The organism is Bacillus sp. FSL K6-2841, from assembly GCF_037976435.1.
GTDB classification, from domain to species: domain Bacteria; phylum Bacillota; class Bacilli; order Bacillales; family Bacillaceae; genus Bacillus; species Bacillus pumilus.
Genome location: NZ_CP150266.1, coordinates 1,930,924 through 1,954,395, shown reverse-complemented (window position 1 = coordinate 1,954,395; position 23,472 = coordinate 1,930,924). Strand labels below are relative to the sequence as shown.

The following is a 23,472-nucleotide window of genomic DNA, read 5'->3' as shown; positions in this document are numbered from 1 at the left end:
TAATGATCATGAAAGTATCGGTGATTTTAACAAGCTACAATAAACCTGATTTCATTGATCGTGTGCTAAAAAGTATGGTGGAACAAACGTATTCCAATTGGGAGCTTCTCATTATGGATGATGGCTCAGAACAAGGCACCATCCAAAAGATCCAGCCTTATTTAGATGATGAACGCATTCATCTGTATTCACGCTCGGTTCATCCTGCAAAACGGCTGTTAACCGTACGGTATGCGACGCTTATTAATGAAGCGTTAGCTCGTATAACAGGTGAGCTCATTTGTTATTTAACAGATGATAGCGTGTATCATCAAGATCGTTTGCAGAAAATGGTGGATGTTTTTCAGTCGAAGCCTCATATAGATATTGTGTATTCCTCGCAGCGGGTCGTGCATGTGAATAAGCAATTAGTCGAGACGATGAGTTTTGTGCGTGAAGCTGACCAAATATTGGAGCATGCGTCCTTTCAAGTGGATCATTGTTCGGTCATGCACAGAAGGCGTTTGCTTCCGCTAATTCATGAAAAATACGGACAATATTGGGCTGATGAGCCAAAACACTGGCATCATGCAGATTCCGTTTTTTGGATGAGGCTGAATCAATTTGCTGCGTTCTTTCCATTAAGAGATGTACTTGATACAACGTATAAAACGCCTCATTCCTTTCATCATTTATTTTCGAGTATGCCGTATGATCTCATTGACGGAACGGTGATTGAAAAGGAAGGGGATTACTACCAAATCGCAAACGGAAATCTTCATAGAATTGAAAGGTGCTGGGTGAATGAAAAAAACAGGCGTGCGATTCGAGTTCCGTCGTTATGTGCGATGAAATATGAGATAAAAGATATGCTGACAGTACCCAATTATACAGTTGTCACGGCAGATCATGGGAAAACGTTCTATTATATTGAAGATCAGAAAAAAAGGCAATTTGCTTCAAAGCGTGACGTGCAATATTTTCAGTTTCACCCTAACGAGATCTATACGATTTCAAATGAACGGCTTCAGATGTTTAAAGATGGAGGAATGATTCAAGTGTCTCCAGCATTTCATCCGCCAAACAGGCGGCTCTTTAAATGGAAACAAGATGTGTATTTACTGATGCATCATACCTTTTGCCGTATTGATCCTGAGGTTGTAAAGCGATTTGCTTTTTATCATCAGCCCATTAATTTATACCCTTCCCAATTTACGTTATTTCAAGAAGGGAAGCCGATCGTGCCGCTGTATATGGAATCGCTGCAAGAATTCGATATGTCTCTTTATCAAACATCAGGGCGAAAGCACTCCTCATAAGAGGAGTGCTTTTTTGATGCTATTGCCAAAAAAAGCAGGAAGTTGCAAGGAAAAAGCGAAACATGAAAGGACAGGAGAACGTGTGATGAAGATGATTAAGCCGCTGAAAACCCGGCAATGGATGCCGGTTTTCCGGCACTGAAAGTGAGGGGGAAAGAATGGGGAAGGTTGTCGAAAGAGCGGATTGGTTTGAATTAATTTTAGAAGCCATTGATGAAGCGATCCATGTTGTAGATGATCAAGGAATGACGATCTTTTACAATCATAATGCCGCTAAGTTTGACTGTTTACAAAAAGAAGAAGTGATTGGCAAGTACATCCTTGATGTGTATCCCTCTTTAACAGAAAAAACAAGTACGCTTATGCATGTTTTGAGAACAGGGAAGCCCATTTATCATTCGCTGCAAACCTATTTGAATAAAAACGGCGAAAGAATTGAGACCGTCAACACGACATTGCCTATTATTGAAGACAGCCAGTTAATAGGTGCGGTCGAAGTCGCAAAAGATGTATCGAAGCTGTCAGCCCTTTCAAATCGTTTAGATCAAAAAAAACGAATACATGATGCGGCTGGGGCAGAACAAATGCATGATTTTTCTTCATTTTTAACAAATGATCCGCTCTTAAAAGAAATGCTTGAAAAGGCAAAAAAAGCTGCTGCTTATCCGTCATCAGTTGTTGTCTACGGGGAAACAGGGACAGGGAAAGAAGTGCTCGTTCAAGCCATTGTTCATGAATCTGACCGAAAAAACCAAGTGTTCATTCCGCAAAACTGTGCAGCACTCCCAGAATCGCTACTTGAGAGCCTATTGTTCGGATCTGTAAAAGGGAGCTATACAGGCGCAATTGATCGTAAGGGGCTCTTTGAATTGGCTGATGGAGGCACGCTTTTTCTTGATGAACTGCAAGCGATGCCGCTCACGCTGCAGACGAAATTATTACGTGTGTTAGAGGATGGTGTGGTGCGCCGCATTGGGGATGCAAAAGCAATTCAAGTAGATGTCAGACTCATTACTGCACTCAATATGGACCCATTTGAAGCGGTGAAAAAGCAAATTTTAAGAGAAGACTTATTTTATAGACTGCATGTGTCATCTTTTCATATCCCGCCGCTTCGTGAGAGAAAACAAGACATCCCGCTGCTTTCCCGCCATTTCATTCAAACCTATCATCAGCAGTTTTCAAAAAACGTCAAACGCCTTTCTGAAGAAACAAAGCAAATGTTTATGGCTCACCACTGGCCAGGGAACGTTCGAGAATTAAAACATACCATTGAGCATGCCGTATTGATGATGCCAAAGGAAGCGGAAGACATCACACCTTCATACCTTCCTGCTCATTTACGTACGCAGAAGCTTGAGGAAGAAACAACCGATGCGTCCTTAAAAAGTCAGGTTTCTTCATTTGAACAAACACTTATTCAAGAAGCTTTAAACAAGCATCATGGCAATATTCAAAAAACCGCCGCCGCCTTAAAAATCCCTCGACAAACGCTGCAATATAAACTGAAGAAATTTGCAGATGCCGAAATATAGGCACCACCATCCATTGAATATCACGGGTAAAGCTCCTTTTATAAAGAATAGGGGCATTTTCCCATGTTGGCACATAACTTGCATAGTATAAGGTGAATGCTGATAGGGGGAATGGATATGAATCAAAAACTATATGAACCGGCGCGTCATTGGAAGGACATTGAGCTTTGGAAAGATGTACCTGAAGAAAAATGGAACGACTGGATTTGGCAGCTGACGCATACCGTGAAAACGCTTGAAGATTTAGAGAAAGTCGTAAACTTAACAGAAGAGGAAAGAGAAGGGGTGAAGATCTCCACCAAAACCATTCCACTCAACATTACACCCTACTATGCCTCATTGATGAATCCAGACGATCCAAGATGTCCAGTACGTATGCAATCTGTGCCAATAGCTGAGGAGCTTCATAAAACAAAATATGACCTAGAAGACCCTTTGCATGAAGATGAAGACTCACCTGTCCCAGGGTTAACGCATCGGTACCCAGATCGTGTGCTCTTTCTTGTAACAAATCAGTGCTCCATGTACTGCCGCTATTGTACGAGAAGACGTTTTTCCGGACAGATCGGTATGGGCGTGCCAAAAAAGCAGTTAGATGCTGCCATTGGATATATTAGAGAAACACCTGAGGTGCGGGATGTGTTAATTTCCGGCGGAGATGGACTCTTAATCAACGATCAAGTGCTTGAATACATTTTGAAAAACTTACGAGACATTCCGCATGTTGAGATCATTCGCATAGGGACCCGCGCGCCGGTCGTCTTTCCGCAGCGCATTACAGATGAGCTGTGCGAGATTTTGAAAAAATATCACCCGGTTTGGCTGAATACCCATTTCAATACAAGCATTGAAATTACGAAAGAAGCAAAAGAAGCGTGCGAACGTCTTGTAAATGCCGGCGTGCCTGTAGGTAATCAGGCCGTCATCCTCGCAGGAATTAACGACAGTGTGCCGATTATGAAGAAGCTGATGCACGATCTCGTGATGATACGGGTCAGACCTTATTATATTTATCAGTGTGATTTATCTGAAGGCATTGGCCACTTTAGAACACCAGTATCAAAAGGTCTTGAAATCATAGAGGGCTTAAGAGGGCATACGAGCGGCTATGCCGTGCCAAGCTTTGTTGTGGATGCACCAGGAGGCGGAGGAAAGATCGCCTTGCAGCCAAATTATTTATTATCGCAAAGCCCTGACAAGGTCGTCCTTCGTAACTTTGAAGGTGTTATCACCTCTTACCCTGAACCGGAGCATTACGTTGCAGGTCAGGCAGATGCGTATTTTAATGAAATTTATGAAGAGAAACAAGATCCGGCGATTGGTATTACCGCACTATTTCAGGATGAAGCGAAATCGTTTACGCCAGAGAATTTAAGCCGGATGAAACGAAGAGAAGCATATGAGACAAATCCTAAGCATGACACACTCAAAAACAAACGTGAAAAACGAGATGAATTAAAAGAGAAAAAATATCAAGCGCAGCTCAAAAAAGATCAAACTGTAAAGGAGGAGAAATAACCGTGCTGACATGTGACTGGTGTGAGGAAAATAAAGCAAACGCAGAGCAGACAACAGTCTATTGGGAACTGATTACTGGCACACAATCCATTGAAATCATCGAAACACCGTCCATTTCCTGCACGCACTGCGGTATGACATATCAAAAGGATGAGACGGTCAAAGAGATAGAAGATCAATTAATTTTAGTGGATCAGACAAAACTTCCAGAAAAAATTTCATACGAAGAATTAATGAGCATGGAGCGGCTATTAAAGCGAAATTACTTTGACTTTTCATCATAAGTTGTACCTCCGCCTATACAAGTCATCAAATTGCTGTATAATATAACAACAAAATAGAGTGTCGCGGAGGGAAAAACAGGTGAAGTCGTTTTACCATTATTTAATGAAGTACAGACATCCAAAACCGAAAGATGAAATCAGCCATTTTGCAAATGCTGCTTATGAGGATCACAGCTTCCCGAAAGCGTCCACTGATTATCATGAGCTGTGTGCCTATTTAGAATTAAACGGCGATTATTTAAGCTCAATGACAACATTTGACGAAGCGTTTGAGCAATATGATGTAGAAGTCAAAAAAAAATAACACACAACCGCTTTTTCCAGATGGGAGAAGCGGTTTTTTGATGAGAAATAAAATGGCGTTTTGCATGGTGTGGTTGCCCATGCAGAATTCCTTGCGCCGGCATACGATACGTTAAGACCAAAAGTCGGGCAAGGGGGAGACAGAATGAAGGCGAAAGCACCAAAATATCAAGTAGGGGATATTGTCGTCGTTGTCATGTACGGCACAGTCGGAACGATTACAAAAGTCCATCAAATTGACCAGCACTATTTGTATGAGGTCAATCATAATGAGGTGCTTTATTTTGAAACATCACTCCAGCTTTACGATGAGTACGACGGGGTGATTGTGGATACAGAAAAGCTGGACATTGAATATGAGTTCCTCATTGGCGATGTTGTATATGTAAAAGATTACGGAAAAGAGCTATTTAAAATTATTGGTCATCGGACTGAAATATGGCGATACCTTGATGACGGCTGGGAAGATGTCATTTACGAACTCACAAGGTTAAAGGATGGAGAGTGGCTGGAAACAGAAGAGGAAGACTTAACGCTTGTCCTGAGGAAATATGAAATGGACCAGTTTGTTCATCAGCTTCTTTTTGTGCATTATGTGGGTGAAACCTCTAAAGAAATGGAAGAAGATATGGTGCAAACGGCTCTATTACAATTAGAAGAGAAACAAGAAAGCGAAGAATCACTAGAATTTCTCGCTGTATCTATAGTGGATGAGCTTCTTGATATTTATAATGACTATAAAATTCTCTACGAATTTTTCGAAGATCCAGAATACAAAGATATGATGGATTTTATATTGGAAAGTTTACACGAGCATTTTGGTTAAAGAAAGACTTGTCCTAACACGAATAAAAAATAAGGTACACAGAAAAAAACAATCACATAAAACCATCCCCTCAAGATACGGCCCATCATCTGATCAAACGTTTCTCCATCTAATATGCTTAACCATTTCATTGCCTCAAACCCCTTTTCTTTTTGTTTACTGCATTTATATGTATGGAATGAGCCATTATGACAAACTGTAATAAAAAACAGGCGTCGTTCATACATCATAAAAAAGGAGGCGGAATGGAATGAAAGAAGCAGATTTGGTGATCGATACAGAGGAAATTGCGGAATTCTTCTACATGGAGCTGATCAAAAGAGGGTACATACCTGCTGAGCTGGAAACGTTTGAGCTGGCTGACATTACGTTTGAATATATGCTGAAAAAAACAATGATAGTTGAAGAAGAGGCGTGGTAGGCACTATACTTTGAAGAGATTCTAAAGAGAGGGAGGAGAATCTTTGGCGTGTATATCCTATTTCTTTTGATTTTATTTGGCGCCATTGCTGCGCTCATGGTATCTAGAGCGGCTCAAGCATTGGACAACCAGATCATCTTATGGTTTGAGAGCATCAGACTCCCTTTTTTAAATGATGTCATGCTGACTTTGACGGATTTTGGCATTAGTGCGCTGCTCGTGCCCATCATGCTCATTTTTAGTGTCGCTTTATTCATGTATAAGCGCTATTACTCTATCATGATGCTTTTTCTATTATACCTCACAGAAAAAACCATCAATCATGAACTAAAGGGGCTGTTTGCTAGAGAGCGTCCGGCCTTTGATCATCTTGTCAATGAAACGTATTACAGCTTTCCGAGCGGACATTCCATGAATGCAGCCACAATCTATCCGTTTATAGCTTATCTACTCGTTGAAATGATTCCATGGCTGAAAAAAAGACAAAAAATCGTCTACTTGATCACAGGGGTCTGTGTTCTTATGATTGGAATCAGCAGAATGTATATCGGCGTTCATTTTTTGACAGATGTTGCGGGCGGTTTTGCGATAGGACTTGCTTTATTTCTCATTTGTAAAAAGATTGACGAAAAGTTGTCTGTCATTCGACAAAAATAGAAGAAGGAAATTGACAGATCCCAGCCAATTTTATATAAAAGGGGAGGGGATTTGAATGCAATTGACGTTGAGATTTTTTCAAAAAAAACCTTCAGCATTTCACTTAACCATTTATCAGACACCTGAATATGGCGCTGCAAGCGGGCATCAACCTGTGTACCGAACAAAGATTGGCGGCAGAACACACCTGGATGTTCTGGAAAAAGCATTCTCGACATTTAATGTACATGATACAGTCCCTAGTGATTACAATGCACGCTTTATGACAACAGGCGATATTGTTGTGATTGATGATAAGAAAAAAGGAAAGTGCTATTATCAGCTTTTTCCGGCAGGATGGAAACGCAGTAAGCGGCTGATGACAATGAGTTAAATAGATGATAGACGATGCCAGCTTGAGCTTCAGCTGGTATTTTCTTTTTTGGACTCAATCGTTTATACTAAATAGGACAAATCACATAGTAAACGTAAGTGGAGGCTAAAAAAATGAGTGTACATATTGGAGCAGAAAAAGGACAAATTGCAGAAACGGTATTGCTGCCAGGCGATCCGCTTCGTGCGAAATATATTGCAGATACATATTTAGAAGATGTCGAATGCTATAACGAAGTGCGCGGAATGTATGGTTATACGGGAACCTACAAAGGAAAGCGCGTTTCTGTACAAGGTACCGGAATGGGCGTACCTTCTATTTCGATTTATGTGAATGAACTCATTCAAAGCTATGATGTTCAAAACTTAATCCGCGTCGGATCTTGTGGGGCTATTAAAAGGGATGTCAACGTACGTGATGTCATTTTAGCTCAAACATCTTCAACAGATTCACAAATGAATCGTGTGGCGTTTGGACCGATTGATTACGCACCTTGCGCTGATTTTGGACTGCTTAAGAAAGCCTATGACACAGCAGAAGCAAAAAATGTTGCTGTACGTGTCGGAAATGTATTTACAGCAGACCAATTTTACAATGAAAAACCACTTGAGCTCATGGCTCAATACGGAATTCTAGCAATTGAAATGGAGACAACAGCTCTATATTCGCTTGCAGCAAAATTTGATCGTAAAGCGTTATCCATTCTGACAGTGAGTGATCATGTTCTCACAGGAGAAGAAACAACGGCTGAAGAGCGTCAAACGACATTTGACGAAATGATCTTAATTGCACTAGACTCCGTTTTATAATAGTATAAAGGGTGTGCTACGATGTAGCGCATCTTTATTTTTTTAGAAGAGCAAAAGGAAGGTATGTCATGAAGAAAAGCTATAAAATACTCTCAATCGCATCGATTCTTGGTTTGACAGCCGCACTATCGGGCTGCCAGTTGCTGGATCAAAAGAGCGGTACATCTGAATCGAACAAAACAAACGAACAAAAGAGCGCAGCAAATTCATCTACCCAGCAAAACTCAAACAATACAGCAGGTTCATCGGATCAAGAGCTGACGTTAAAGAGTGAATATTTCAATGACATCAAAGTGGTAAGCGGGCTGAAAACCATTCAAAATCCTGCAAACGTGCTAGCACTTGTCAACAAAGAATACGCATTACCAGGAACCTATAAACCTTCTGATCTCGTTGTACCAAAAGTAGAATTCTCTTTTTCAGAGGATATTGAAAAACGATATATTCGTAAAGAAGCAGCGGAAGCACTTGAAACATTATTCAAAGATGCGAAAAAGAAAAACTTTGAGCTGGCTGCCGTATCTGGCTATCGCTCCTATGACCGTCAAAAGGTCATTTTTGATAGTGAAGTCAAGTTAAAAGGCAAAGACAAAGCGCAAGAAGCAGTCGCTTTACCAGGCGAAAGTGAACATCAAACAGGTCTTGCAATGGACATTTCCTCAAAAAGTGCCGGCTTTGACATCTCTGAAAAGTTTGGTGAAACACCTGATGGCAAATGGGTGGCTAAAAACGCCTATAAATATGGTTTTATCATTCGTTATCCAAAAGGAAAAGAAGACATTACGAAATATGAATATGAGCCGTGGCATCTGCGCTATGTTGGAAAAGAAGCGGCAAAAGCGATGCATGATCACGATTTAACATTTGAAGAGTACATGAACAAAGTGAAGAAAATTTAATCAAAGTAAAAGGCCTCCCAGCTATTCGGGGGGCCTTCTTTATTCTTCTTTTAAAAAAAGAACAATCCTGCTAATGCGAAACCTGTAATGAAACCAAGCCCGATGCCATAAGCGGCACCCCAGCCGTAATACCCTCCGTAATAACCAAAGCCAAAGCCGCCGCGAGAACCGCCGACTGGACGAATATACACTTTGCGGTTTGTCACCCGCTCAATGCGTCCGACATGTACTCTGCCATTACGATCTGTGATTCTAGCGACTTTCCCCATATGCTGCTGACAAAGCTTTTGATAGCGCTCCATATTTTTCCTCCTTATGACAAACTCTTTTCACTCTTATCCTATGCGAGAGACCTCATAGAGTTTGGACAAAACATATAGGAGATTCGCTCATTTTATACCGTACATTCAAATAGAATGTGGCTTAGCTGCTTTCGGTGCGCTTGAATGAGATCGTAGTGTGTTTGCATCGTTTCGTAAAGAGAAGGCGGGATATATTCAGATAATTCCATTTCTGTCGGCTCCTCTTGTACCATGTGTTCATCAAATGAGAGAATGCGAACGTCATGAAATCCTGCTGCTTTTAACTGCTCCTTCCATTCTTCAAGTGAAAAGAGTGCGTGAAACCCGTAAAAATCTCGAACGTCGGCAAGCTCCTTCTGTGTAAGGGGTTCTTTTAATACTGCTTCATTTGCAATCATTTGACTTCCAGGGGCAAGCACGCGTTTGATCTCAGCAAGTGCCGCTGGAAGGTTGGTAAAGCTCAAAACAGATTCACTGATCAGAAGAGAGAACGCTTCATCTGGAAATGGCAGCTGTTCGATTGATGCTTGCAATGCGCGGATCGGCAGTTCTTCTCGCTCAAATCGCAGATTGGCCTTTTCAATCATTAAAGGGTGTGTATCAATCGCCTCCACCTGATAACCGATATTGCCTAAATATGCTGCCGTTTGTCCAGTCCCGCATCCCGCATCCAGTATGCGTGCATCCGGCGTCAATTTTATATGCTCAAGCATCGTTTTTGTTAACTCAATTCCACCAGGATGGGCACTAGATACGCCAAAATAGGCAAGCATTTCTACATAATCACTCATAAAATCCCTTCTTTCCTTATCAAGTTCCTCTTTAAAGATTATGCAATGTAAGGTCAAATGGCTTATCTTTTCAAAGAGAACTTCGATCCTTTGGTTGACGGATGATGCATCGTCCTTGATAATAATGAAAGGAGATAAAGGTGGTGTTTTTTTGAGAAAACAATTTAAGATCGTCATCGCTATTCTGGTGACAGCGGCACTGTCCTCAGCGATTACATTTGTGATCACAAAACAAGGGGCCGTCAATGTCTCAGGAGATGAGAAGTTTAGTAAACTCATGGCTGCGTATACGAAGGTAAAAGATGAGTATTACGAAAAAACGGATGATCAAAAACTAGTAGATGGTGCGATTCAAGGAATGATCGCATCACTTGATGATCCATACTCTACATATATGGATCAGGAGGAAGCCGAAGGATTTAACAACACCATTTCTTCATCATTTGAAGGAATTGGTGCACAAGTAGAAGAGAAGGATGGACAAATTTTAATTGTCGCACCGATTAAAGGCTCTCCTGCTGAAAAAGCCGGGTTGAAACCTCATGATCGTATTTTAAAGGTGGATGGAAAAAGCACAAAAGGCATGTCGGTCAATCAAGCAGTCTCTCTAATCAGAGGGAAAAAAGGAACGGATGTCAAGCTTCACCTTAACCGCCAAGGAGTGGGAAATGTTGATGTGACCATCACAAGAGACACCATTCCAGTTGAAACAGTGTATGCAAAACTCACAAAAGACAAAATAGGAGAAATCCAAATTACGTCCTTTGCTGAAACAACATCGAAAGAGTTAGATAAAGCCATTGATGACCTCGAGAAAAAAGGGGCAAAAGGGTTTGTCATCGACCTGAGAGATAATCCAGGCGGTATCATGACAGAAGCGATTGAAATGAGTAATGACTTTATCGATAAAGGGAAAGTCATCATGCAAGTTGAAGAAAAAGGGAAGAAAGAAGAGTACAAGGCTGAAAAAGAACGTAAAGTTCATCAGCCGGCAGTTGTCCTTGTAAATGGCGGTTCAGCCAGCGCTGCAGAAATCATGGCGGCGGCTCTGCACCAATCTTCAGGTATCAAAATTATTGGTGAAAAGACATTTGGTAAAGGAACTGTTCAAAATGCGCAAAGCTATAATGATGGTTCTAGTGTCAAGTTAACCATTGCCAAGTGGCTGACGCCGGATGGTTCATGGATTCACAAAAAAGGAATTGAACCACAGGTCAAAGCATCACTCCCAAGTTATGCAAAGCTGCCATACTTAAGCCCGAAAAAAACGTATCAGCTGAATGACAATGGAGATGAAGTCAAAGCGGCTCAAAAAATGTTCCAAGCGCTTGGCTACAAAGCAAAAGCAAATGGTGAGTACGATCAAGCCTTCCAGACGATCGTCAAAAGCTTCCAAACAGACAACGATCTGAAAGCAGACGGAATTCTGACGGGAGATACAACGACAGTACTGATGACAAAGATCCAAGATAAGCTAAAGAATAATGATACTCAAATGAAAAAAGCGATTGAAGTCTTGAAAAAAGAAATGAAATAAAGAAAGAGCAGTCCTCTTAGGGGGACTGCTCTTTTTATACTTACGCGTTGTTTACAATTGCTTCTGTTTTTTCTTGATCTTTTTCAAATAGATCATTCATGACAGAATTAGATGTGACCTTCTTCTGGAAGAATGGATTCAACATCAGGATGACCACAACGTTTGCTAGTAAACCAAGAAACCCTTCATAAAGACCGAACGTGACTTGTGAGATATTGGCTGTAAAGGTGACGATAATGCCAACAACTAACCCCGCAATCGTTGCTTCTCTCGATTGTTTTTTCCAGAATAAGCTGATCGCAATGGCTGGGAAGATTTGAACCATTCCTGAAACACCAATAAGCTGAAGTGTCACAAGTGCTGTTGGGAAGAGCATTCCGAATAATAGAGCCAGTCCGATAACGATAAATACCATTGAACGAGTGATCATGGTCAACCGTTTAGGTGATACATTCGGATGAATTAAGTCACGATATAAATTATTGGCAAATAAATTCGATGCACCAATGGCCATGATTGAGCATGGAATGAGGGAAGCCAGTGCAATCGTTGAGTAAGCAAGACCTTGCATCACGCCGCCATATGACGTTTGAATTAAATGAAGAAGTGCAAATCTTGGATTCGTATCTTCTGGTAAGACTAAAAAGGCAATAAATCCAAGGAAGATGACCAAAATCAATACGATGTTATAAAGAGGCAAAAACATGCTGTTTTTACGGATAGCATCTGCACTTTTGGCTGTGAAAACCCCTGTTGCCGCATGTGCCCACATAAACAAAGCAAGGGCAGAAACGCCTGAAGCGGTAATGAACCATAAAATGCCTTTAGGACCCCCGTCAGGAATTGTCAGAAGCTGTGGCGCTTCCTTCGCTAACGTATTCATCATCGGGGTCCAGCCGTTAAAATGAATGATTGGCAGTGAAACCACCATAAACAGCATGATGACCCAAACGAGAATATCCTTAATAATGGCTGTATAGGTAGGACCTTTAATCCCGCTGAAAAATGTATAAAGTGCAACTAAAATAAATGAAATAATAACAACTGCATTCACATTAATATAACTAGTTCCAGCGACAGTTAACGTATCTTGAATCCCGCTTAGTTGAAGACAAATATACGGAATGAGCATAAGTACTCCAATAATCGCAATGAGACTGGATAACAGCTTGCTGTCAAAGCGCTCACGTGCATAATCAGCGAGCGTTGTGAGATTGTGATTTTTCGCAACCGTCCATAGCTTTGGTAAGAAGAAATAAGCAATAAAATACGCTAGAACTGAATAGGGGATAGCGAAAAAAGCGACACTTCCAGCTGTATAGGCTGTACTAGTGAGTCCTAAAAAGGTATAAGCTGTGTATAAATCTGCACCAACAAGGAACCAAACGAGCAGCCCGCCAAATTTCCTCCCGCCAACAGACCATTCCTCTACTGACTGTCTGGATGATTTATCACGGCCAGCGGCAAATCCAATGACCACGACGATGAAAATGATACTTGCTGTAATCAATAAAGCTGTCAAATTTCCTTGCATTAGTCAGTTCCTCCATTTGAATGTTGCATCCGATAAATGATAAATGTACAGACTGGTGTGAGAACAATCCATAGTAAGAGCCAGAAGTGGAAAAAAGGCAGGCCGATCACAAATGGATGAATACGATTCGCAAAGGGCAGCAGTGCGAGCTGTCCGATGAATGGAATCGCTATAAGTAGTGCCAGTATCAATTTTTTATTCATGATTCCCTCCTGAATTTTTTGTAATTTCATAATAATAGCAGTTGTCAGATTAGATCACAAGACCATTTTCAGAAAAAACAATCATTTTGCAGAATATCATCCTAATATAACGCTTTCATTCTTAAAAAGGAGAAAAAGTGTAGATGAAAAGGGGGGAAGTGAAAAGAAAATATGTAGAAATAATATTTAAACCAAATAAAAAAAGCCTCAGCATGAAAGCTGAGGCCTTGCCATTTTTTAAAGAAAATCAGATACTTCTTCGATGTCGAAGCGGTTGCTTTTATGAGCTTCTTTCGCTGCTTTACCAACTGAAATCAGCATAACTGGCTCATAACGGCCGCTTACATTGAATTCTTTGATAAAGGCTTCTTTACTGAAACCACCCATTGCACATGTATCATAGCCCATTGCTTTTGCAGCAATCATTAATTGCATAGCAGCTAATGAAGCATTTGAATACGCAGCTTCACGTGCATACTGCTCGCTTTGGTATGCGCCATTGATTTGAGTCATCAATGTTTCTTTGATGTCTTCAGTAATGAACCCTTGTTCTGCCAGCTCACCATAGATTTTTTCTCCATTTTGATTGGCTTCAAGATCACCTAGTACAGCAATAACAGCCGATGCTTGTGAGATTTGCTTTTGGTTATAAGCGATTGGAAGTAACTTTGCTTTGGATTCAGCACTGTGGAAAACAGTAAAATGCCAATGCTGAAGGTTCCACGCAGATGGTGCTTTTGTTGTGATATCAAGTAGCTCAGTTAGCTCTTCTTTTGTCATTTCATGAGTCGTATCATACTCTTTTACTGAAGCTCTTTGTTTTAAAATGTCAATCGTTTTTTGATCAGTCGCCATATGGATATTTCCTCCCGTTTTTGCAAATAGTATGGTACAATAACTAAAAAAGTGAGAAACTTACTTATTGTAACTAGAGATATTTTAAATTGTATACCGTTAGTTTGTCAAACAATCATGAAAAGAAAGGCTGAAATTTATGGAATTTCAATTATGTCCACACATTCAGCAAGCTTTTTTACTGCTAGGCAAAAGGTGGAATGGTCTCATTATTCATGTATTGCTTGATGGTCCAAAGCGATTTAAAGACATGACGGACATTATCCCATCTATCAGTCAGAAAATGCTCGCAGAGCGTTTAAAAGAACTTGAGCAAGAAGGGATTATAAAGCGAACTGTACTTCCTGAGACGCCTGTTAAAGTCATTTATTGTTTAACTGAAAAAGGAAATGCGCTACATGATGTGTTTCATGAGGTATCTAGGTGGGCAGGGGAATATACAGAATCTCATGAAAAAAAGGAGCAAGCCTAGTTTCAGGTTTGCCCAAACGTTTTGACTCCTGATGAATATGCTGATCTTAGGCACATGACAAAGGAGGAGAAATGCATGTACCCTCATACTCCGTATTTCCGAGGCGGCGCCCCTGGCATTCCGCCATATGAATCCAGAGTCCCTTTGTTTTTTGGTTTTGGCGCTCCTTTAGTCGGCGGACTGCTTGGCGGATTTTTAGGAAGTGCGATTTTTAATTATCCCCGTCCATATTACCCGCCACCACCACCGCCTGTTCCACCACCTTATGGCGGAGGATATCCACCATACTATTAAGAAAAAAGAGTAAGCCTGCTTCTATATCAAAGCAGGCTTTTTATAATGGAATATCGATTTCAGAAATCCCCGGATCATCATGCTTTAAAAACATAATCTCCAAAATACCGTCCTGATACGAAGCCTTCGTTCCTTTTCTTTTGACAGCAGCAGGGAGGACGACTTTCTTCTGCGTGCCCTCCTCAGGAAAATGATCAATAAATAGCAGGTTGGCAGTATGTTTGATTTTTACTTTTTCTGTGTTCGGCCGAGCAAGCTCAATCTTAACGAACACGTGATCAGTTGTTTCAAACACTTCTATTTCGGGTTCTTTTTCTTTTTTGACATCTGTTTCTCTCGTTTTTTGATGTTGAGAGAGTGGGTCCTGAAAAGGGAACTGAGCAGGATAATTGGAGCCGAATACACTTTCCATCACTTGATTGACGTACTGCTCGACATCTTTAGGGTCTGAATTCTTTAAGGCTTCTTTTGAAAATTGCTTTTGAAAAGGGAATAATCGGTTCCAGTCAAACATGAAAATCATCCTTTCTAAATGCCCTGAATTAGTATATGCCCATTCACTTGAGTGCGTGCTATAATATACGATAGGTTTAGAAAGGAATGGTTAGATTGAACGAACAACAGCAATCAAAAGGTGTTCTCTACACGGCAGCATCTTTTACATTATGGGGATTATTCCCATTATATTGGAAGCTGATGGAACATATTTCGTCAGGCGAAATTTTAGCGCACAGAATTTTATGGTCATTTGTTTTTATGTGCGGTATTCTTTTGTATTTAAAACAAATTCGGCCAGCCATGCAGACCGTGAAGGGTCTCATGCTCGATGGTAAAGCATTTTTTTCATTACTATTATCTGCTATATTAATATCGGTTAACTGGTATGTGTACATTTGGGCAGTCAACCATCATCTTATGCTAGAAGCTAGTTTAGGGTATTATATTAATCCGCTTGTCTCTGTTTTACTAGGGAGCATTTTCTTGAAAGAGCGGCTCAATAAAATACAAACCATTGCGATTCTAATTGCCGCCGCTGGGGTAATTCTTTCTACGATCCAGTACGGTTCATTTCCTGTCGTTGCAATATTACTTGCCTTTAGCTTCGGCTTTTATGGATTGATTAAAAAAAGAATGAGCTTCACGAGTGCCATTGGTTTGACAATTGAAACGCTGCTTCTCGCCCCGGCAGCTCTTGTGTATTTATTGTTCTTCTTAAAAGAACCTGTGGTGACAATGAATCCTAACAGCTTCGGATCGCTTGGTCTCTTATTCTTTGCAGGGGTCTTTACTGCGGTACCGCTTCTTTTATTCTCTGAAGGCGCAAAAAGAATCCCTCTTTATCAAGTGGGCATTTTACAGTACATAGCACCAACGATTACGCTGTTTTTGGGGTTGTTTGTGTATCACGAGCACTTAACTTCAGCTAAAATTGTGACGTTTCTTTGTATCTGGGTGGCGATTTTATTGTTTACGACCTCTCAATTACGCATGAAAAAAACAGCGAATTCTCATTAAGTCCTACGAGCAGTTTGCTTTTTTTTGAAGGCGGATCATGTCATAATAAGTTGTTACCAAAACTGTAGAGGTGATTACATGTCATCAGCCAATGAGCTTACAGCTGCTTATCAATCTTTATGGAAAAATCGTCAGCTTGATGTCGATGATATGTCTTCTTTACTCGGGGCAATCTGTGATGATTTAAGCGATGCGCGGACTCATCCGAGGGCGAGAAAATCACTTCATCAAAAATATGTGCTCGCTGTAGAAAGAATATTAGAAAGTGAGCTTGAGCATGATCATCAACTGCAGCTGATCAGCTTACATACAAAAAAGCTGCGCGAATTAATTCAAAATGAAGGAAGGAACCACTCATGAAACCAATTCAAACGGAAGATGTCACAGCACATCTTGAATCGTTTTTAAATCGTCCAGTCTTCGTTCATCTTGAAACGACTACTGGTTCTTATTCAGCTCATGTAAATGAACAAAATATGACGGTCGTTGCCTATATCCGCAATGCCAAAGTTGTCTATTCTCAGGCGAAAATAAAAGGACAAGGTCCATACCGTGTTGGAATGAAAACAGAAGATGGCTGGATTTACGCAGAAGGCTTAACCGATTATGAGTTTGATGACCAAGGCCGCCTGCTGTTAGCAGGGCACTTGCCAGACGGGAAACTAGCGATCTCATTACAAATTAGCGAAACACCATTTCAGGTGTAGAAGAAAGGGTGACGAGTCATGAACGAACATGTACTAGTGATGCTGCCTCACCCAGATGATGAATCGTTTGGGGTTGCAGGTCTCATTGCACAAAGCAGAAAACGCGGCATCCCAGTCACGTATGCATGCGGGACACTTGGGGAAATGGGTAGAAATATGGGCAGCCCAACATATGCCAATCGCGAAACACTTCCTGAGTTAAGAAAACAGGAATTAATCAATGCCTGCAAAGAAATGGATATCACAGACTTGCGTATGCTTGGACTGCGTGATAAAACTTTGGAATTTGAGGATGACGAGTATTTAGCTGATGTGATGGAAACCATCATTGATGAAGTCAAACCTACACTGATTGTCACGTTTTATCCTGGACATGGTGTACATCCTGATCATGATGCGACAGGGGAAGCGGTGATTCGTGCTCTTTACCGTAAGAAAAAAGAAGACCGTCCTGTCACATACTGCATGGCTATTACCAAAAATAGAGAAGAAGTGCTTGGAAATGCAGATATTACGATCGACATTACAGATGTAGCAGATATCAAATTAAATGCACTAAGAGCACATAGAACGCAAACAGAAGGCATGCTGAGAGAACTTGAACAGAAGCTGAAAAACAAAGAACCTGTTGTCCAAAAATGGTTCGATGAAGAAATTTTCTGGACATACCAATGGAATGACTAAATAAAAAAGCAGCTGACATCGATCAGCTGCTTTTTTGTCTCGTATTTAGTGGTTGGGCGCTTTCTGAAGCAGTCGTTTTTCCATCAATCTGAGACGGATAAAGAGGACAATGGCACCAGCGGCAAGTCCTGCAATCAGACCAATCCAATAACCAAATGCTCCAAATGAGGTATAGGTGCCGATCAGATAGCCGGAAGGAAGGCCGATCACCCAGTATGAAACAAATGCGGCAATGAGTGTATAGTTGACATCTTTATAGCCGCGCAGCGCTCCTTGAATAGGTGCAGCAATGGCATCTGATAGTTGGAAAAAGATCGCATAAATCAAAAAGTGCTGTGTCATCTGTAAAACAGCCGATTCAGTTGTGTATAAACCAGCAATCTCTGGTCTAAATAATAAAATGAGTGCTGCCGTAAACAAGGAGAATAATATCGCCGTTCCAATTCCGATATAGCTATAGCTTTGAGCATCTTTATAACGCTTGGCACCGGCTTCAAACCCAACGACAATCGTTAAAGCCATTGAGATACTGAGCGGTAAAATATATAAGATAGAAGCAAAGTTCATCGCAGCCTGGTGACTTGCAATCGTCACAGTATCAAAGTGACCCATTAATAAGGTAACTGCTGCAAAGATACTCGTTTCAAAAAAGATCGCAAACCCGATAGGAAGACCGATTTTCAGTATTTGCCCCATACGGGAGATATTAAGTCGAGGCAGTTTTTGAAACAAACGAAATGAGGCAAATGGTTCTGCTTTTATGACAATACAAATACTCATGATAAAAATTGCCCAATACGTCATCGCAGAAGCAAGGCCAGCTCCCGCGCCGCCAAGCTTTGGAAAGCCAAAATTCCCAAAAATAAATACATAGTTTAACACAAAGTTAATCGGAAGTGCTGTTAACGTGATAAACATCGTCACTCGTGTTTTTCCTAATGCATCAATAAATGACCTGAGCACCGAATAACCAAATAGCGGAATGATACCAAAAGCAAGAAAACGTAAGAAATGCTGCGCAATATCCTCTACGGATTGCTCAAGTCCAAGTCCCCCTAATACGTAAGGGATGCTAATTGTCCCAATCGCAATCACACAAATACTTAAAAGAAAGGATAAATAAATCGCCTGAAAGACAGCCTTGGGAACATCTTTTTTATGCCCTGCGCCCATCAGCTGAGCGACAATTGGCGTAACGGCCATTAATATACCAGCAAGCCCTGTATAAACGGGTGTCCAAATACTTGAACCGATCGCCACACCCGCAAGGTCTTCTGCACTCACTTTTCCAGACATCACGGTGTCTAAAAACGTAATAAGTGAAAGACCCGCTTGAGTGATTAAAATCGGAATCAAAATGGTTAAAAATAGTGTCACCTTAGCTCGAATGCTATTTGTTTCTCTCATCATAAGTTCCTCTCTGAACAGAAATAACGAGAGGATTATATCATGCTATGTAAAAAAATCAATTCTCTGTCGGATTATTTTTCTTAGATGGCTTCGTTTTTTTAAACATTTGGGCATAAATAAAGGAAAGACTGACAACACCTAAAATGCTGCAAGCATATTGAATCACTTTCTGAATGGTCATATTAAGTCACCTCCATAACAATAGCATGCGCATCATTTGTTATTTTATGACAACGAAAAAGAGGAGGGAAAAGGTCAAATGATCAATCGTACGAATGAAGAAGTGCAATTTAAAGTGGGCATGAGAACACACTTGATGAAAATTATGAAGGATGCAAGTGACATTATTGATTCCCTTGATGAGATTGAGCAATGTCTACTTTGTGATCTCGAGTCATTACATGATGAGTTTAATGCAATGCATGCAGAGGCTTCCTCATTTTATTTACAATCGTATATGGAAGAATACACACCCGGATTTGCTCAATTTTCTTTAGCCATTGAGAACTTATCAAAACAAAAGCACGGGGCACTGATTGTGATTCAAAGGCGGGATGAGGTTGAGGATTTTATTCAAAGAGGGACAAATCTTCATGCGAAAATAAGTGCTTCATTAATCGAAAGCATTTTCTACCCAGGAAATCCACTTCATGATGGTGCGCTTTTAGTCAAAGAAAATACGCTCGTATCTGCGGCAAATGTGCTGCCGCTTACTTCAAAAAAAGTCAGTCCTTCTCTCGGGACAAGACACAGGGCTGCAATTGGACTCTCTGGCATGACCGATGCACTTGTTCTCGTCGTTTCAGAGGAAACAGGGAAAATGTCATTTGCGAAAGAAGGAGTCCTTTATCCGCTCACTGTAAAAGAACCTGAAATCAGAAAATAAAAAATCAATCGCTGCATTCTTCATTCGGAAGGATGCTTTTTTCATTCGAGGAGAAAAAACAGGCAATTAAGTAAAAAGTCATTTGATACAGAAAAATTTGTCATGTAGAATAGAACTATGAAACTAGCAGCGTGCTTGTTTTGACAAATTTCTAAACGTCAACTTAAAAATTCCTTAAAAAATGTTTATAAATACAGTAAACTGCCGATACAAACGATATGGCTTAGTTTTAGCATTTTGAGTTGACTGCTTTAGCCTATTTGTTATTGCCCAACGTCTACATGTCGAGTAATATAATAGAAATAAAGATAAAATAGTGCAAGAGAAGCAGAATCATTTAATGCGAAACTTAAAACTAGTACATAAGTCTTATTGGATGAAATCATGAAAGGCGGAGATTTATCTATGAAGAAAAAAGTAGTAACCGGCCTCACAGTTTCAGCGATCGCTGGCTCAGCTGTGTTTGCTGCACCGGCAGAAGCACAGACGATCAAGGTGAAAAGCGGTGACTCACTTTGGAAGATTGCCGAACAGTACAATACAAGTATTTCGGAGCTGCAATCTCTTAATCAACTAAAAACGACGATGATTTTTGCAGGACAAAGCTTGAAAATTCCTGCCGCAAAAAGCACAAAATCCAGTTCTTCAACAGGTTCAAAAGCAACAAAATCAAATGCTTCAACGACATCAAGCTACACTGTAAAGCTTGGAGATTCTTTATGGCTCATTGCAAACAATCATAAAATGTCAGTTGCAAGCTTAAAAAGTCTAAACAGCTTAAACAGTGACTTGATTCGTCCTGGACAAAAGCTAAAGGTATCTGGAAGCACGAAGACAAGCGGGAGCCAGTCATCAAACTCCTCTTCAAATTCCAGCTCGAACAATAAGACAACGAACTCAAATAGTTCATCTTCATCAAGTACATACAAGGTCAAATTAGGGGATTCTCTCTGGAAAATTGCGAATTCGCTCAATATGACGATTGGTGAAATCAAAACATTGAATGGGCTCAAATCTGATACGATTTATCCGAATCAAGTATTGAAAGTAAAAGGGACGGCTGCATCAAAACCAAGTCAGCCCCAAGCCCCTGCAAAACCAAGCAACCCGCCTTCTAACAGTAACCAGTCTTCAAGCGGGAAAGCGACATCTTATACCGTAAAATCAGGAGATTCTTTATGGAAGATTGCGAATCAATTTAAAGTGCAAGTTCAATCCATCCGTACAGCTAACAGCTTAAAAAGCGATGTGCTTAGAATTGGACAAGTTCTCAAAATTAATGGTGCAGCTTCAGGCTCAACTGGATCGAATGGTTCTACGTCCAACGGCTCGACAACTCCAGTGAACAATAACAAAAACGATGTGCCGATGAATGCAAAAATCACTACGATGATCCAAGAAGGCAAAAAACTGACAGGCATTCCTTACAGATGGGGCGGCAACACACCATCTGGATTTGACTGCAGCGGCTTTGTTTATTATCTCATTAACAAGGTTTCATCTGTATCGAGATTAAGCACAGCAGGCTACTGGAGTATGATGACACCAGTGAGCACACCTCAAGTTGGCGATTTTGTTTATTTCACAACGTACAAAGCGGGTCCATCTCATATGGGACTATATCTTGGCGGAGGAGATTTCCTTCATGCAAGTGACAGCGGTGTGGGGATCTCGAACTTGAGCAACCCATATTGGAAAAAAGCCTATTTAGGTGCAAAACGTTTCTTCTAAAAAAGCCGATTTTCGGCTTTTTTTGTTTGCCTATTGATCAGGTTGTCCATACTGATATCAAAAGGGGGCAATCATATGAAAAAGTCAGTGTGGTTGATCATGATGAGTCTGGTCTTTGTTGCAACAGCTTGTCATGCACCGCCGAAAAAAGAAACGACAGAAGAAACCATTGAAGTTGCAGCACCTAAACAAGCACTAGTTACCACGTCACTCATCAATGAAAACGGGCAAAAAATAGGGAGCATCGAAGTAAGAGAATCCTCAGAAAACGGGCTGGATTTACATGTGAAAGCGAAAAACCTGCCGCCAGGTCCTCATGGCTTCCATATTCACGAAACTGGAAGATGTGAAGCGCCAGATTTTGAAACGGCAGGGGCTCACTTTAATCCAACACACCGGGAGCATGGCTTTGACAACCCAAAGGGTCATCATGCTGGAGATATGCCTAATTTAGAAGTTGGGGCAGATGGACAGATTGATGTTGTCGTAAATGTACCAGATGTGACGTTAAAGGGAGGACCAACCCAATTAATTGATCAAAATGGGCGGAGCTTTATCATTCATGCAGAAGCAGATGATTACTTAAGCAACCCTTCTGGAAACTCAGGGAAACGCATCGCCTGCGGAGCAATCACAAAAGAAATGGTAAAATAACAGATGTCTAGCCTTTATGTATTGAGTGCATAAAGGTTTTTTTAGTATACTTGGTGAGGAAAATGATCGAAGAGAGGAATTAATCATACATGTTTAACGAACAATCACTCCCAGAAGAAATTCAAGCAATGATTGAAGCAAAAGCAAAAGGACTAGAAGAAGAATTCCGTCCGCTTATTGGAACAGGCGGCTATGAATCACAGGACACGTCTATCATACAAGATGCGATGATTGCACTAGCACTCGGCAAAAACGTTCTTTTAAAAGGGCCGACCGGTTCAGGTAAAACAAAACTAGCAGAAACTTTATCTGCTTTCTTTCAGCAGCCGATGCACAGTGTGAACTGCTCAGTTGATCTTGATGCAGAAAGCTTGATTGGCTATAAAACCATTCACAATGATGGTCAAGTTGCTTCTATTGAATTTATTGAAGGACCTGTAACGAAAGCAATGAAAAAAGGCCATCTTTTATATATTGATGAAATCAACATGGCGAAGCCAGAAACTCTGCCTATTTTAAACGGTGTACTCGACTACAGAAAAATGATGACAAATCCATTTACAGGCGAGGTCGTTCGAGCAGATGAAGGCTTTGGCGTGATTGCGGCCATCAATGAAGGCTATGTCGGTACAGTGCCTCTAAATGAAGCGTTAAAAAATCGTTTTGTTGTCATTGACGTTCCATATATCGGCGGCGGCATCTTAAAGGATGTACTGCAATCTCAATCTGTATTAAAGGATGAACGATTAATCGATCAATTCGTGCAGCTCTCATCAGACCTCATTACACAGGCGCACAACGGGCAGGTAAGTGAAGAAGCAGCATCCATTCGCGCACTCCTAGACACATGTGATCTTGCGCAATACATCCCGCCGCTTCGTGCAGTTGAACGAGGGATTGTTGAAAAGCTAGAAGATGACCGGGAAAAAGCAGCGGTAAGAAATATTGCCCAAACATTATTCGAGTGAGGTTCT

General features: G+C 40.8%; 30 protein-coding genes. 22 read left to right on the top strand and 8 right to left on the bottom strand.

Annotated elements, in window-relative coordinates; genetic code table 11:
* Positions 1 to 2: 2 nt before the first annotated feature.
* The 11 genes from MHH68_RS09695 (at position 3) to MHH68_RS09645 (ending at position 8,923) form a co-directional block, all read left to right on the top strand.
* Positions 3 to 1,298: a glycosyltransferase family A protein gene (locus tag MHH68_RS09695; RefSeq protein WP_339162837.1), complete on the top strand. Its 1,296-nt coding sequence runs from the start codon at positions 3 to 5 to the stop codon at positions 1,296 to 1,298.
* A 158-nt stretch (positions 1,299 to 1,456) separates the two neighbouring features.
* Positions 1,457 to 2,833 (top strand): sigma 54-interacting transcriptional regulator, encoded by a 1,377-nt coding sequence (locus tag MHH68_RS09690; protein WP_061408245.1) that lies wholly within the window; start codon positions 1,457 to 1,459, stop codon positions 2,831 to 2,833.
* A gap of 117 nt (positions 2,834 to 2,950) precedes the next feature.
* Complete coding sequence (gene ablA / locus MHH68_RS09685; RefSeq protein WP_339162835.1) at positions 2,951 to 4,351, top strand: lysine 2,3-aminomutase; 1,401 nt, start codon at positions 2,951 to 2,953, stop codon at positions 4,349 to 4,351.
* Between the two features lie 2 nt (positions 4,352 to 4,353).
* The gene (locus MHH68_RS09680; RefSeq protein WP_012010281.1) at positions 4,354 to 4,635 is read left to right on the top strand and encodes a YokU family protein; all 282 of its coding nucleotides are present in this window, start codon (positions 4,354 to 4,356) and stop codon (positions 4,633 to 4,635) included.
* Between the two features lie 79 nt (positions 4,636 to 4,714).
* Complete coding sequence (locus tag MHH68_RS09675; RefSeq protein WP_044141194.1) at positions 4,715 to 4,939, top strand: YozE family protein; 225 nt, start codon at positions 4,715 to 4,717, stop codon at positions 4,937 to 4,939.
* A 144-nt stretch (positions 4,940 to 5,083) separates the two neighbouring features.
* Complete coding sequence (locus MHH68_RS09670; protein WP_339162832.1) at positions 5,084 to 5,764, top strand: hypothetical protein; 681 nt, start codon at positions 5,084 to 5,086, stop codon at positions 5,762 to 5,764.
* A gap of 250 nt (positions 5,765 to 6,014) precedes the next feature.
* A complete protein-coding gene (locus MHH68_RS09665) occupies positions 6,015 to 6,185 on the top strand; it encodes a YozD family protein (protein WP_012010277.1) in 171 nt (56 codons plus the stop codon).
* 48 nt (positions 6,186 to 6,233) lie between these two features.
* Positions 6,234 to 6,842, top strand: coding sequence for a phosphatase PAP2 family protein (locus MHH68_RS09660; protein ID WP_058014885.1), 609 nt, complete (start codon positions 6,234 to 6,236; stop codon positions 6,840 to 6,842).
* A 55-nt stretch (positions 6,843 to 6,897) separates the two neighbouring features.
* Entirely contained in the window at positions 6,898 to 7,215 is a 318-nt protein-coding gene (locus tag MHH68_RS09655) for a YodL domain-containing protein (RefSeq protein WP_058014886.1), read from the top strand.
* 113 nt (positions 7,216 to 7,328) lie between these two features.
* A complete protein-coding gene (gene deoD / locus MHH68_RS09650) occupies positions 7,329 to 8,024 on the top strand; it encodes a purine-nucleoside phosphorylase (protein WP_012010274.1) in 696 nt (231 codons plus the stop codon).
* A gap of 68 nt (positions 8,025 to 8,092) precedes the next feature.
* A complete protein-coding gene (locus MHH68_RS09645) occupies positions 8,093 to 8,923 on the top strand; it encodes a M15 family metallopeptidase (RefSeq protein ID WP_058014887.1) in 831 nt (276 codons plus the stop codon).
* 50 nt (positions 8,924 to 8,973) lie between these two features.
* Here the strand turns inward: MHH68_RS09645 and MHH68_RS09640 are convergent, their stop codons facing one another.
* Positions 8,974 to 9,225, bottom strand: a complete 252-nt coding sequence (locus MHH68_RS09640) for a hypothetical protein (protein ID WP_003216113.1) — start codon at positions 9,223 to 9,225, stop codon at positions 8,974 to 8,976.
* A gap of 92 nt (positions 9,226 to 9,317) precedes the next feature.
* Positions 9,318 to 10,016 (bottom strand): class I SAM-dependent methyltransferase, encoded by a 699-nt coding sequence (locus tag MHH68_RS09635; RefSeq protein ID WP_180310638.1) that lies wholly within the window; start codon positions 10,014 to 10,016, stop codon positions 9,318 to 9,320.
* 151 nt (positions 10,017 to 10,167) lie between these two features.
* Here MHH68_RS09635 and MHH68_RS09630 point away from each other — a divergent pair, with 151 nt between their 5' ends.
* Positions 10,168 to 11,553: a S41 family peptidase gene (locus MHH68_RS09630; RefSeq protein WP_144462872.1), complete on the top strand. Its 1,386-nt coding sequence runs from the start codon at positions 10,168 to 10,170 to the stop codon at positions 11,551 to 11,553.
* A gap of 40 nt (positions 11,554 to 11,593) precedes the next feature.
* Here the strand turns inward: MHH68_RS09630 and MHH68_RS09625 are convergent, their stop codons facing one another.
* From MHH68_RS09625 to MHH68_RS09615, 3 genes are all read right to left on the bottom strand, one after another.
* Entirely contained in the window at positions 11,594 to 13,087 is a 1,494-nt protein-coding gene (locus tag MHH68_RS09625; RefSeq protein WP_268497046.1) for a sodium:solute symporter, read from the bottom strand.
* Positions 13,087 to 13,290 (bottom strand): DUF3311 domain-containing protein, encoded by a 204-nt coding sequence (locus MHH68_RS09620; protein ID WP_003215965.1) that lies wholly within the window; start codon positions 13,288 to 13,290, stop codon positions 13,087 to 13,089. The genes MHH68_RS09625 and MHH68_RS09620 overlap by 1 nt, the downstream gene beginning before the upstream one ends.
* Positions 13,291 to 13,527: 237 nt before the next feature.
* Positions 13,528 to 14,145 carry a nitroreductase family protein gene (locus MHH68_RS09615; RefSeq protein ID WP_058014891.1) on the bottom strand — a complete coding sequence of 206 codons (618 nt, stop codon included), beginning with the start codon at positions 14,143 to 14,145 and terminating at the stop codon, positions 13,528 to 13,530.
* Positions 14,146 to 14,284: 139 nt separating this feature from the next.
* On the opposite strand from MHH68_RS09615, the gene MHH68_RS09610 reads away from it, so the two are divergent.
* Positions 14,285 to 14,617 carry a winged helix-turn-helix transcriptional regulator gene (locus MHH68_RS09610; RefSeq protein WP_058014892.1) on the top strand — a complete coding sequence of 111 codons (333 nt, stop codon included), beginning with the start codon at positions 14,285 to 14,287 and terminating at the stop codon, positions 14,615 to 14,617.
* Positions 14,618 to 14,692: 75 nt separating this feature from the next.
* The gene (locus MHH68_RS09605) at positions 14,693 to 14,911 is read left to right on the top strand and encodes a hypothetical protein (protein WP_003215921.1); all 219 of its coding nucleotides are present in this window, start codon (positions 14,693 to 14,695) and stop codon (positions 14,909 to 14,911) included.
* Between the two features lie 40 nt (positions 14,912 to 14,951).
* Here the strand turns inward: MHH68_RS09605 and MHH68_RS09600 are convergent, their stop codons facing one another.
* The gene (locus MHH68_RS09600) at positions 14,952 to 15,425 is read right to left on the bottom strand and encodes a hypothetical protein (protein ID WP_058014893.1); all 474 of its coding nucleotides are present in this window, start codon (positions 15,423 to 15,425) and stop codon (positions 14,952 to 14,954) included.
* Positions 15,426 to 15,511: 86 nt separating this feature from the next.
* On the opposite strand from MHH68_RS09600, the gene rarD reads away from it, so the two are divergent.
* The 4 genes from rarD (at position 15,512) to bshB2 (ending at position 17,817) form a co-directional block, all read left to right on the top strand.
* A complete protein-coding gene (rarD, locus tag MHH68_RS09595) occupies positions 15,512 to 16,426 on the top strand; it encodes an EamA family transporter RarD (RefSeq protein WP_339162824.1) in 915 nt (304 codons plus the stop codon).
* A 78-nt stretch (positions 16,427 to 16,504) separates the two neighbouring features.
* The gene (locus MHH68_RS09590) at positions 16,505 to 16,786 is read left to right on the top strand and encodes a hypothetical protein (protein WP_339162822.1); all 282 of its coding nucleotides are present in this window, start codon (positions 16,505 to 16,507) and stop codon (positions 16,784 to 16,786) included.
* On the top strand, positions 16,783 to 17,133 hold the full coding sequence (locus MHH68_RS09585) for a YojF family protein (protein WP_012010262.1): 351 nt from the start codon (positions 16,783 to 16,785) through the stop codon (positions 17,131 to 17,133). Before MHH68_RS09590 ends, MHH68_RS09585 begins: the two co-directional genes overlap by 4 nt.
* A gap of 18 nt (positions 17,134 to 17,151) precedes the next feature.
* Positions 17,152 to 17,817 (top strand): bacillithiol biosynthesis deacetylase BshB2, encoded by a 666-nt coding sequence (gene bshB2 / locus MHH68_RS09580; protein ID WP_012010261.1) that lies wholly within the window; start codon positions 17,152 to 17,154, stop codon positions 17,815 to 17,817.
* Positions 17,818 to 17,862: 45 nt separating this feature from the next.
* Here bshB2 and MHH68_RS09575 read toward each other — a convergent pair whose 3' ends face one another.
* Together MHH68_RS09575 and MHH68_RS09570 are read right to left on the bottom strand one after the other, a co-directional pair.
* Complete coding sequence (locus tag MHH68_RS09575; protein ID WP_144462876.1) at positions 17,863 to 19,224, bottom strand: MATE family efflux transporter; 1,362 nt, start codon at positions 19,222 to 19,224, stop codon at positions 17,863 to 17,865.
* Between the two features lie 58 nt (positions 19,225 to 19,282).
* Positions 19,283 to 19,408: a hypothetical protein gene (locus tag MHH68_RS09570; protein ID WP_003215647.1), complete on the bottom strand. Its 126-nt coding sequence runs from the start codon at positions 19,406 to 19,408 to the stop codon at positions 19,283 to 19,285.
* 78 nt (positions 19,409 to 19,486) lie between these two features.
* Between MHH68_RS09570 and cdaS the strand changes: the two genes are divergently transcribed.
* The 4 genes from cdaS to MHH68_RS09550 all read left to right on the top strand — a co-directional run bounded on the left by cdaS (position 19,487) and on the right by MHH68_RS09550 (position 23,466).
* Positions 19,487 to 20,113 carry a sporulation-specific diadenylate cyclase CdaS gene (gene cdaS / locus MHH68_RS09565; RefSeq protein ID WP_058014897.1) on the top strand — a complete coding sequence of 209 codons (627 nt, stop codon included), beginning with the start codon at positions 19,487 to 19,489 and terminating at the stop codon, positions 20,111 to 20,113.
* 405 nt (positions 20,114 to 20,518) lie between these two features.
* Entirely contained in the window at positions 20,519 to 21,844 is a 1,326-nt protein-coding gene (locus MHH68_RS09560) for a peptidoglycan endopeptidase (RefSeq protein WP_058014968.1), read from the top strand.
* A gap of 75 nt (positions 21,845 to 21,919) precedes the next feature.
* The gene (locus tag MHH68_RS09555; RefSeq protein WP_058014898.1) at positions 21,920 to 22,498 is read left to right on the top strand and encodes a superoxide dismutase family protein; all 579 of its coding nucleotides are present in this window, start codon (positions 21,920 to 21,922) and stop codon (positions 22,496 to 22,498) included.
* Positions 22,499 to 22,587: 89 nt separating this feature from the next.
* Positions 22,588 to 23,466 carry a MoxR family ATPase gene (locus MHH68_RS09550; protein ID WP_003215912.1) on the top strand — a complete coding sequence of 293 codons (879 nt, stop codon included), beginning with the start codon at positions 22,588 to 22,590 and terminating at the stop codon, positions 23,464 to 23,466.
* Positions 23,467 to 23,472: the final 6 nt, after the last annotated feature.

Excerpts from the sequence above, each read along its gene's own strand:
- MHH68_RS09555 (WP_058014898.1), top strand. The coding sequence starts at position 21,920 with ATGAAAAAGTCAGTGTGGTTGATCATGATGAGTCTGGTCTTTGTTGCA.
- MHH68_RS09610 (WP_058014892.1), top strand. The coding sequence starts at position 14,285 with ATGGAATTTCAATTATGTCCACACATTCAGCAAGCTTTTTTACTGCTA.
- MHH68_RS09560 (WP_058014968.1), top strand. The coding sequence starts at position 20,519 with ATGAAGAAAAAAGTAGTAACCGGCCTCACAGTTTCAGCGATCGCTGGC.
- MHH68_RS09635 (WP_180310638.1), bottom strand. The coding sequence starts at position 10,016 with ATGAGTGATTATGTAGAAATGCTTGCCTATTTTGGCGTATCTAGTGCC.
- MHH68_RS09665 (WP_012010277.1), top strand. The coding sequence starts at position 6,015 with ATGAAAGAAGCAGATTTGGTGATCGATACAGAGGAAATTGCGGAATTC.
- MHH68_RS09590 (WP_339162822.1), top strand. The coding sequence starts at position 16,505 with ATGTCATCAGCCAATGAGCTTACAGCTGCTTATCAATCTTTATGGAAA.
- MHH68_RS09625 (WP_268497046.1), bottom strand. The coding sequence starts at position 13,087 with ATGCAAGGAAATTTGACAGCTTTATTGATTACAGCAAGTATCATTTTC.
- deoD (WP_012010274.1), top strand. The coding sequence starts at position 7,329 with ATGAGTGTACATATTGGAGCAGAAAAAGGACAAATTGCAGAAACGGTA.
- MHH68_RS09640 (WP_003216113.1), bottom strand. The coding sequence starts at position 9,225 with ATGGAGCGCTATCAAAAGCTTTGTCAGCAGCATATGGGGAAAGTCGCT.
- bshB2 (WP_012010261.1), top strand. The coding sequence starts at position 17,152 with ATGAACGAACATGTACTAGTGATGCTGCCTCACCCAGATGATGAATCG.
- ablA (WP_339162835.1), top strand. The coding sequence starts at position 2,951 with ATGAATCAAAAACTATATGAACCGGCGCGTCATTGGAAGGACATTGAG.
- cdaS (WP_058014897.1), top strand. The coding sequence starts at position 19,487 with ATGATCAATCGTACGAATGAAGAAGTGCAATTTAAAGTGGGCATGAGA.
- MHH68_RS09690 (WP_061408245.1), top strand. The coding sequence starts at position 1,457 with ATGGGGAAGGTTGTCGAAAGAGCGGATTGGTTTGAATTAATTTTAGAA.
- MHH68_RS09620 (WP_003215965.1), bottom strand. The coding sequence starts at position 13,290 with ATGAATAAAAAATTGATACTGGCACTACTTATAGCGATTCCATTCATC.
- MHH68_RS09585 (WP_012010262.1), top strand. The coding sequence starts at position 16,783 with ATGAAACCAATTCAAACGGAAGATGTCACAGCACATCTTGAATCGTTT.
- MHH68_RS09670 (WP_339162832.1), top strand. The coding sequence starts at position 5,084 with ATGAAGGCGAAAGCACCAAAATATCAAGTAGGGGATATTGTCGTCGTT.
- MHH68_RS09570 (WP_003215647.1), bottom strand. The coding sequence starts at position 19,408 with ATGACCATTCAGAAAGTGATTCAATATGCTTGCAGCATTTTAGGTGTT.
- MHH68_RS09550 (WP_003215912.1), top strand. The coding sequence starts at position 22,588 with ATGTTTAACGAACAATCACTCCCAGAAGAAATTCAAGCAATGATTGAA.
- MHH68_RS09645 (WP_058014887.1), top strand. The coding sequence starts at position 8,093 with ATGAAGAAAAGCTATAAAATACTCTCAATCGCATCGATTCTTGGTTTG.
- rarD (WP_339162824.1), top strand. The coding sequence starts at position 15,512 with ATGGTTAGATTGAACGAACAACAGCAATCAAAAGGTGTTCTCTACACG.
- MHH68_RS09615 (WP_058014891.1), bottom strand. The coding sequence starts at position 14,145 with ATGGCGACTGATCAAAAAACGATTGACATTTTAAAACAAAGAGCTTCA.
- MHH68_RS09695 (WP_339162837.1), top strand. The coding sequence starts at position 3 with ATGATCATGAAAGTATCGGTGATTTTAACAAGCTACAATAAACCTGAT.
- MHH68_RS09655 (WP_058014886.1), top strand. The coding sequence starts at position 6,898 with ATGCAATTGACGTTGAGATTTTTTCAAAAAAAACCTTCAGCATTTCAC.
- MHH68_RS09575 (WP_144462876.1), bottom strand. The coding sequence starts at position 19,224 with ATGAGAGAAACAAATAGCATTCGAGCTAAGGTGACACTATTTTTAACC.
- MHH68_RS09605 (WP_003215921.1), top strand. The coding sequence starts at position 14,693 with ATGTACCCTCATACTCCGTATTTCCGAGGCGGCGCCCCTGGCATTCCG.
- MHH68_RS09600 (WP_058014893.1), bottom strand. The coding sequence starts at position 15,425 with ATGTTTGACTGGAACCGATTATTCCCTTTTCAAAAGCAATTTTCAAAA.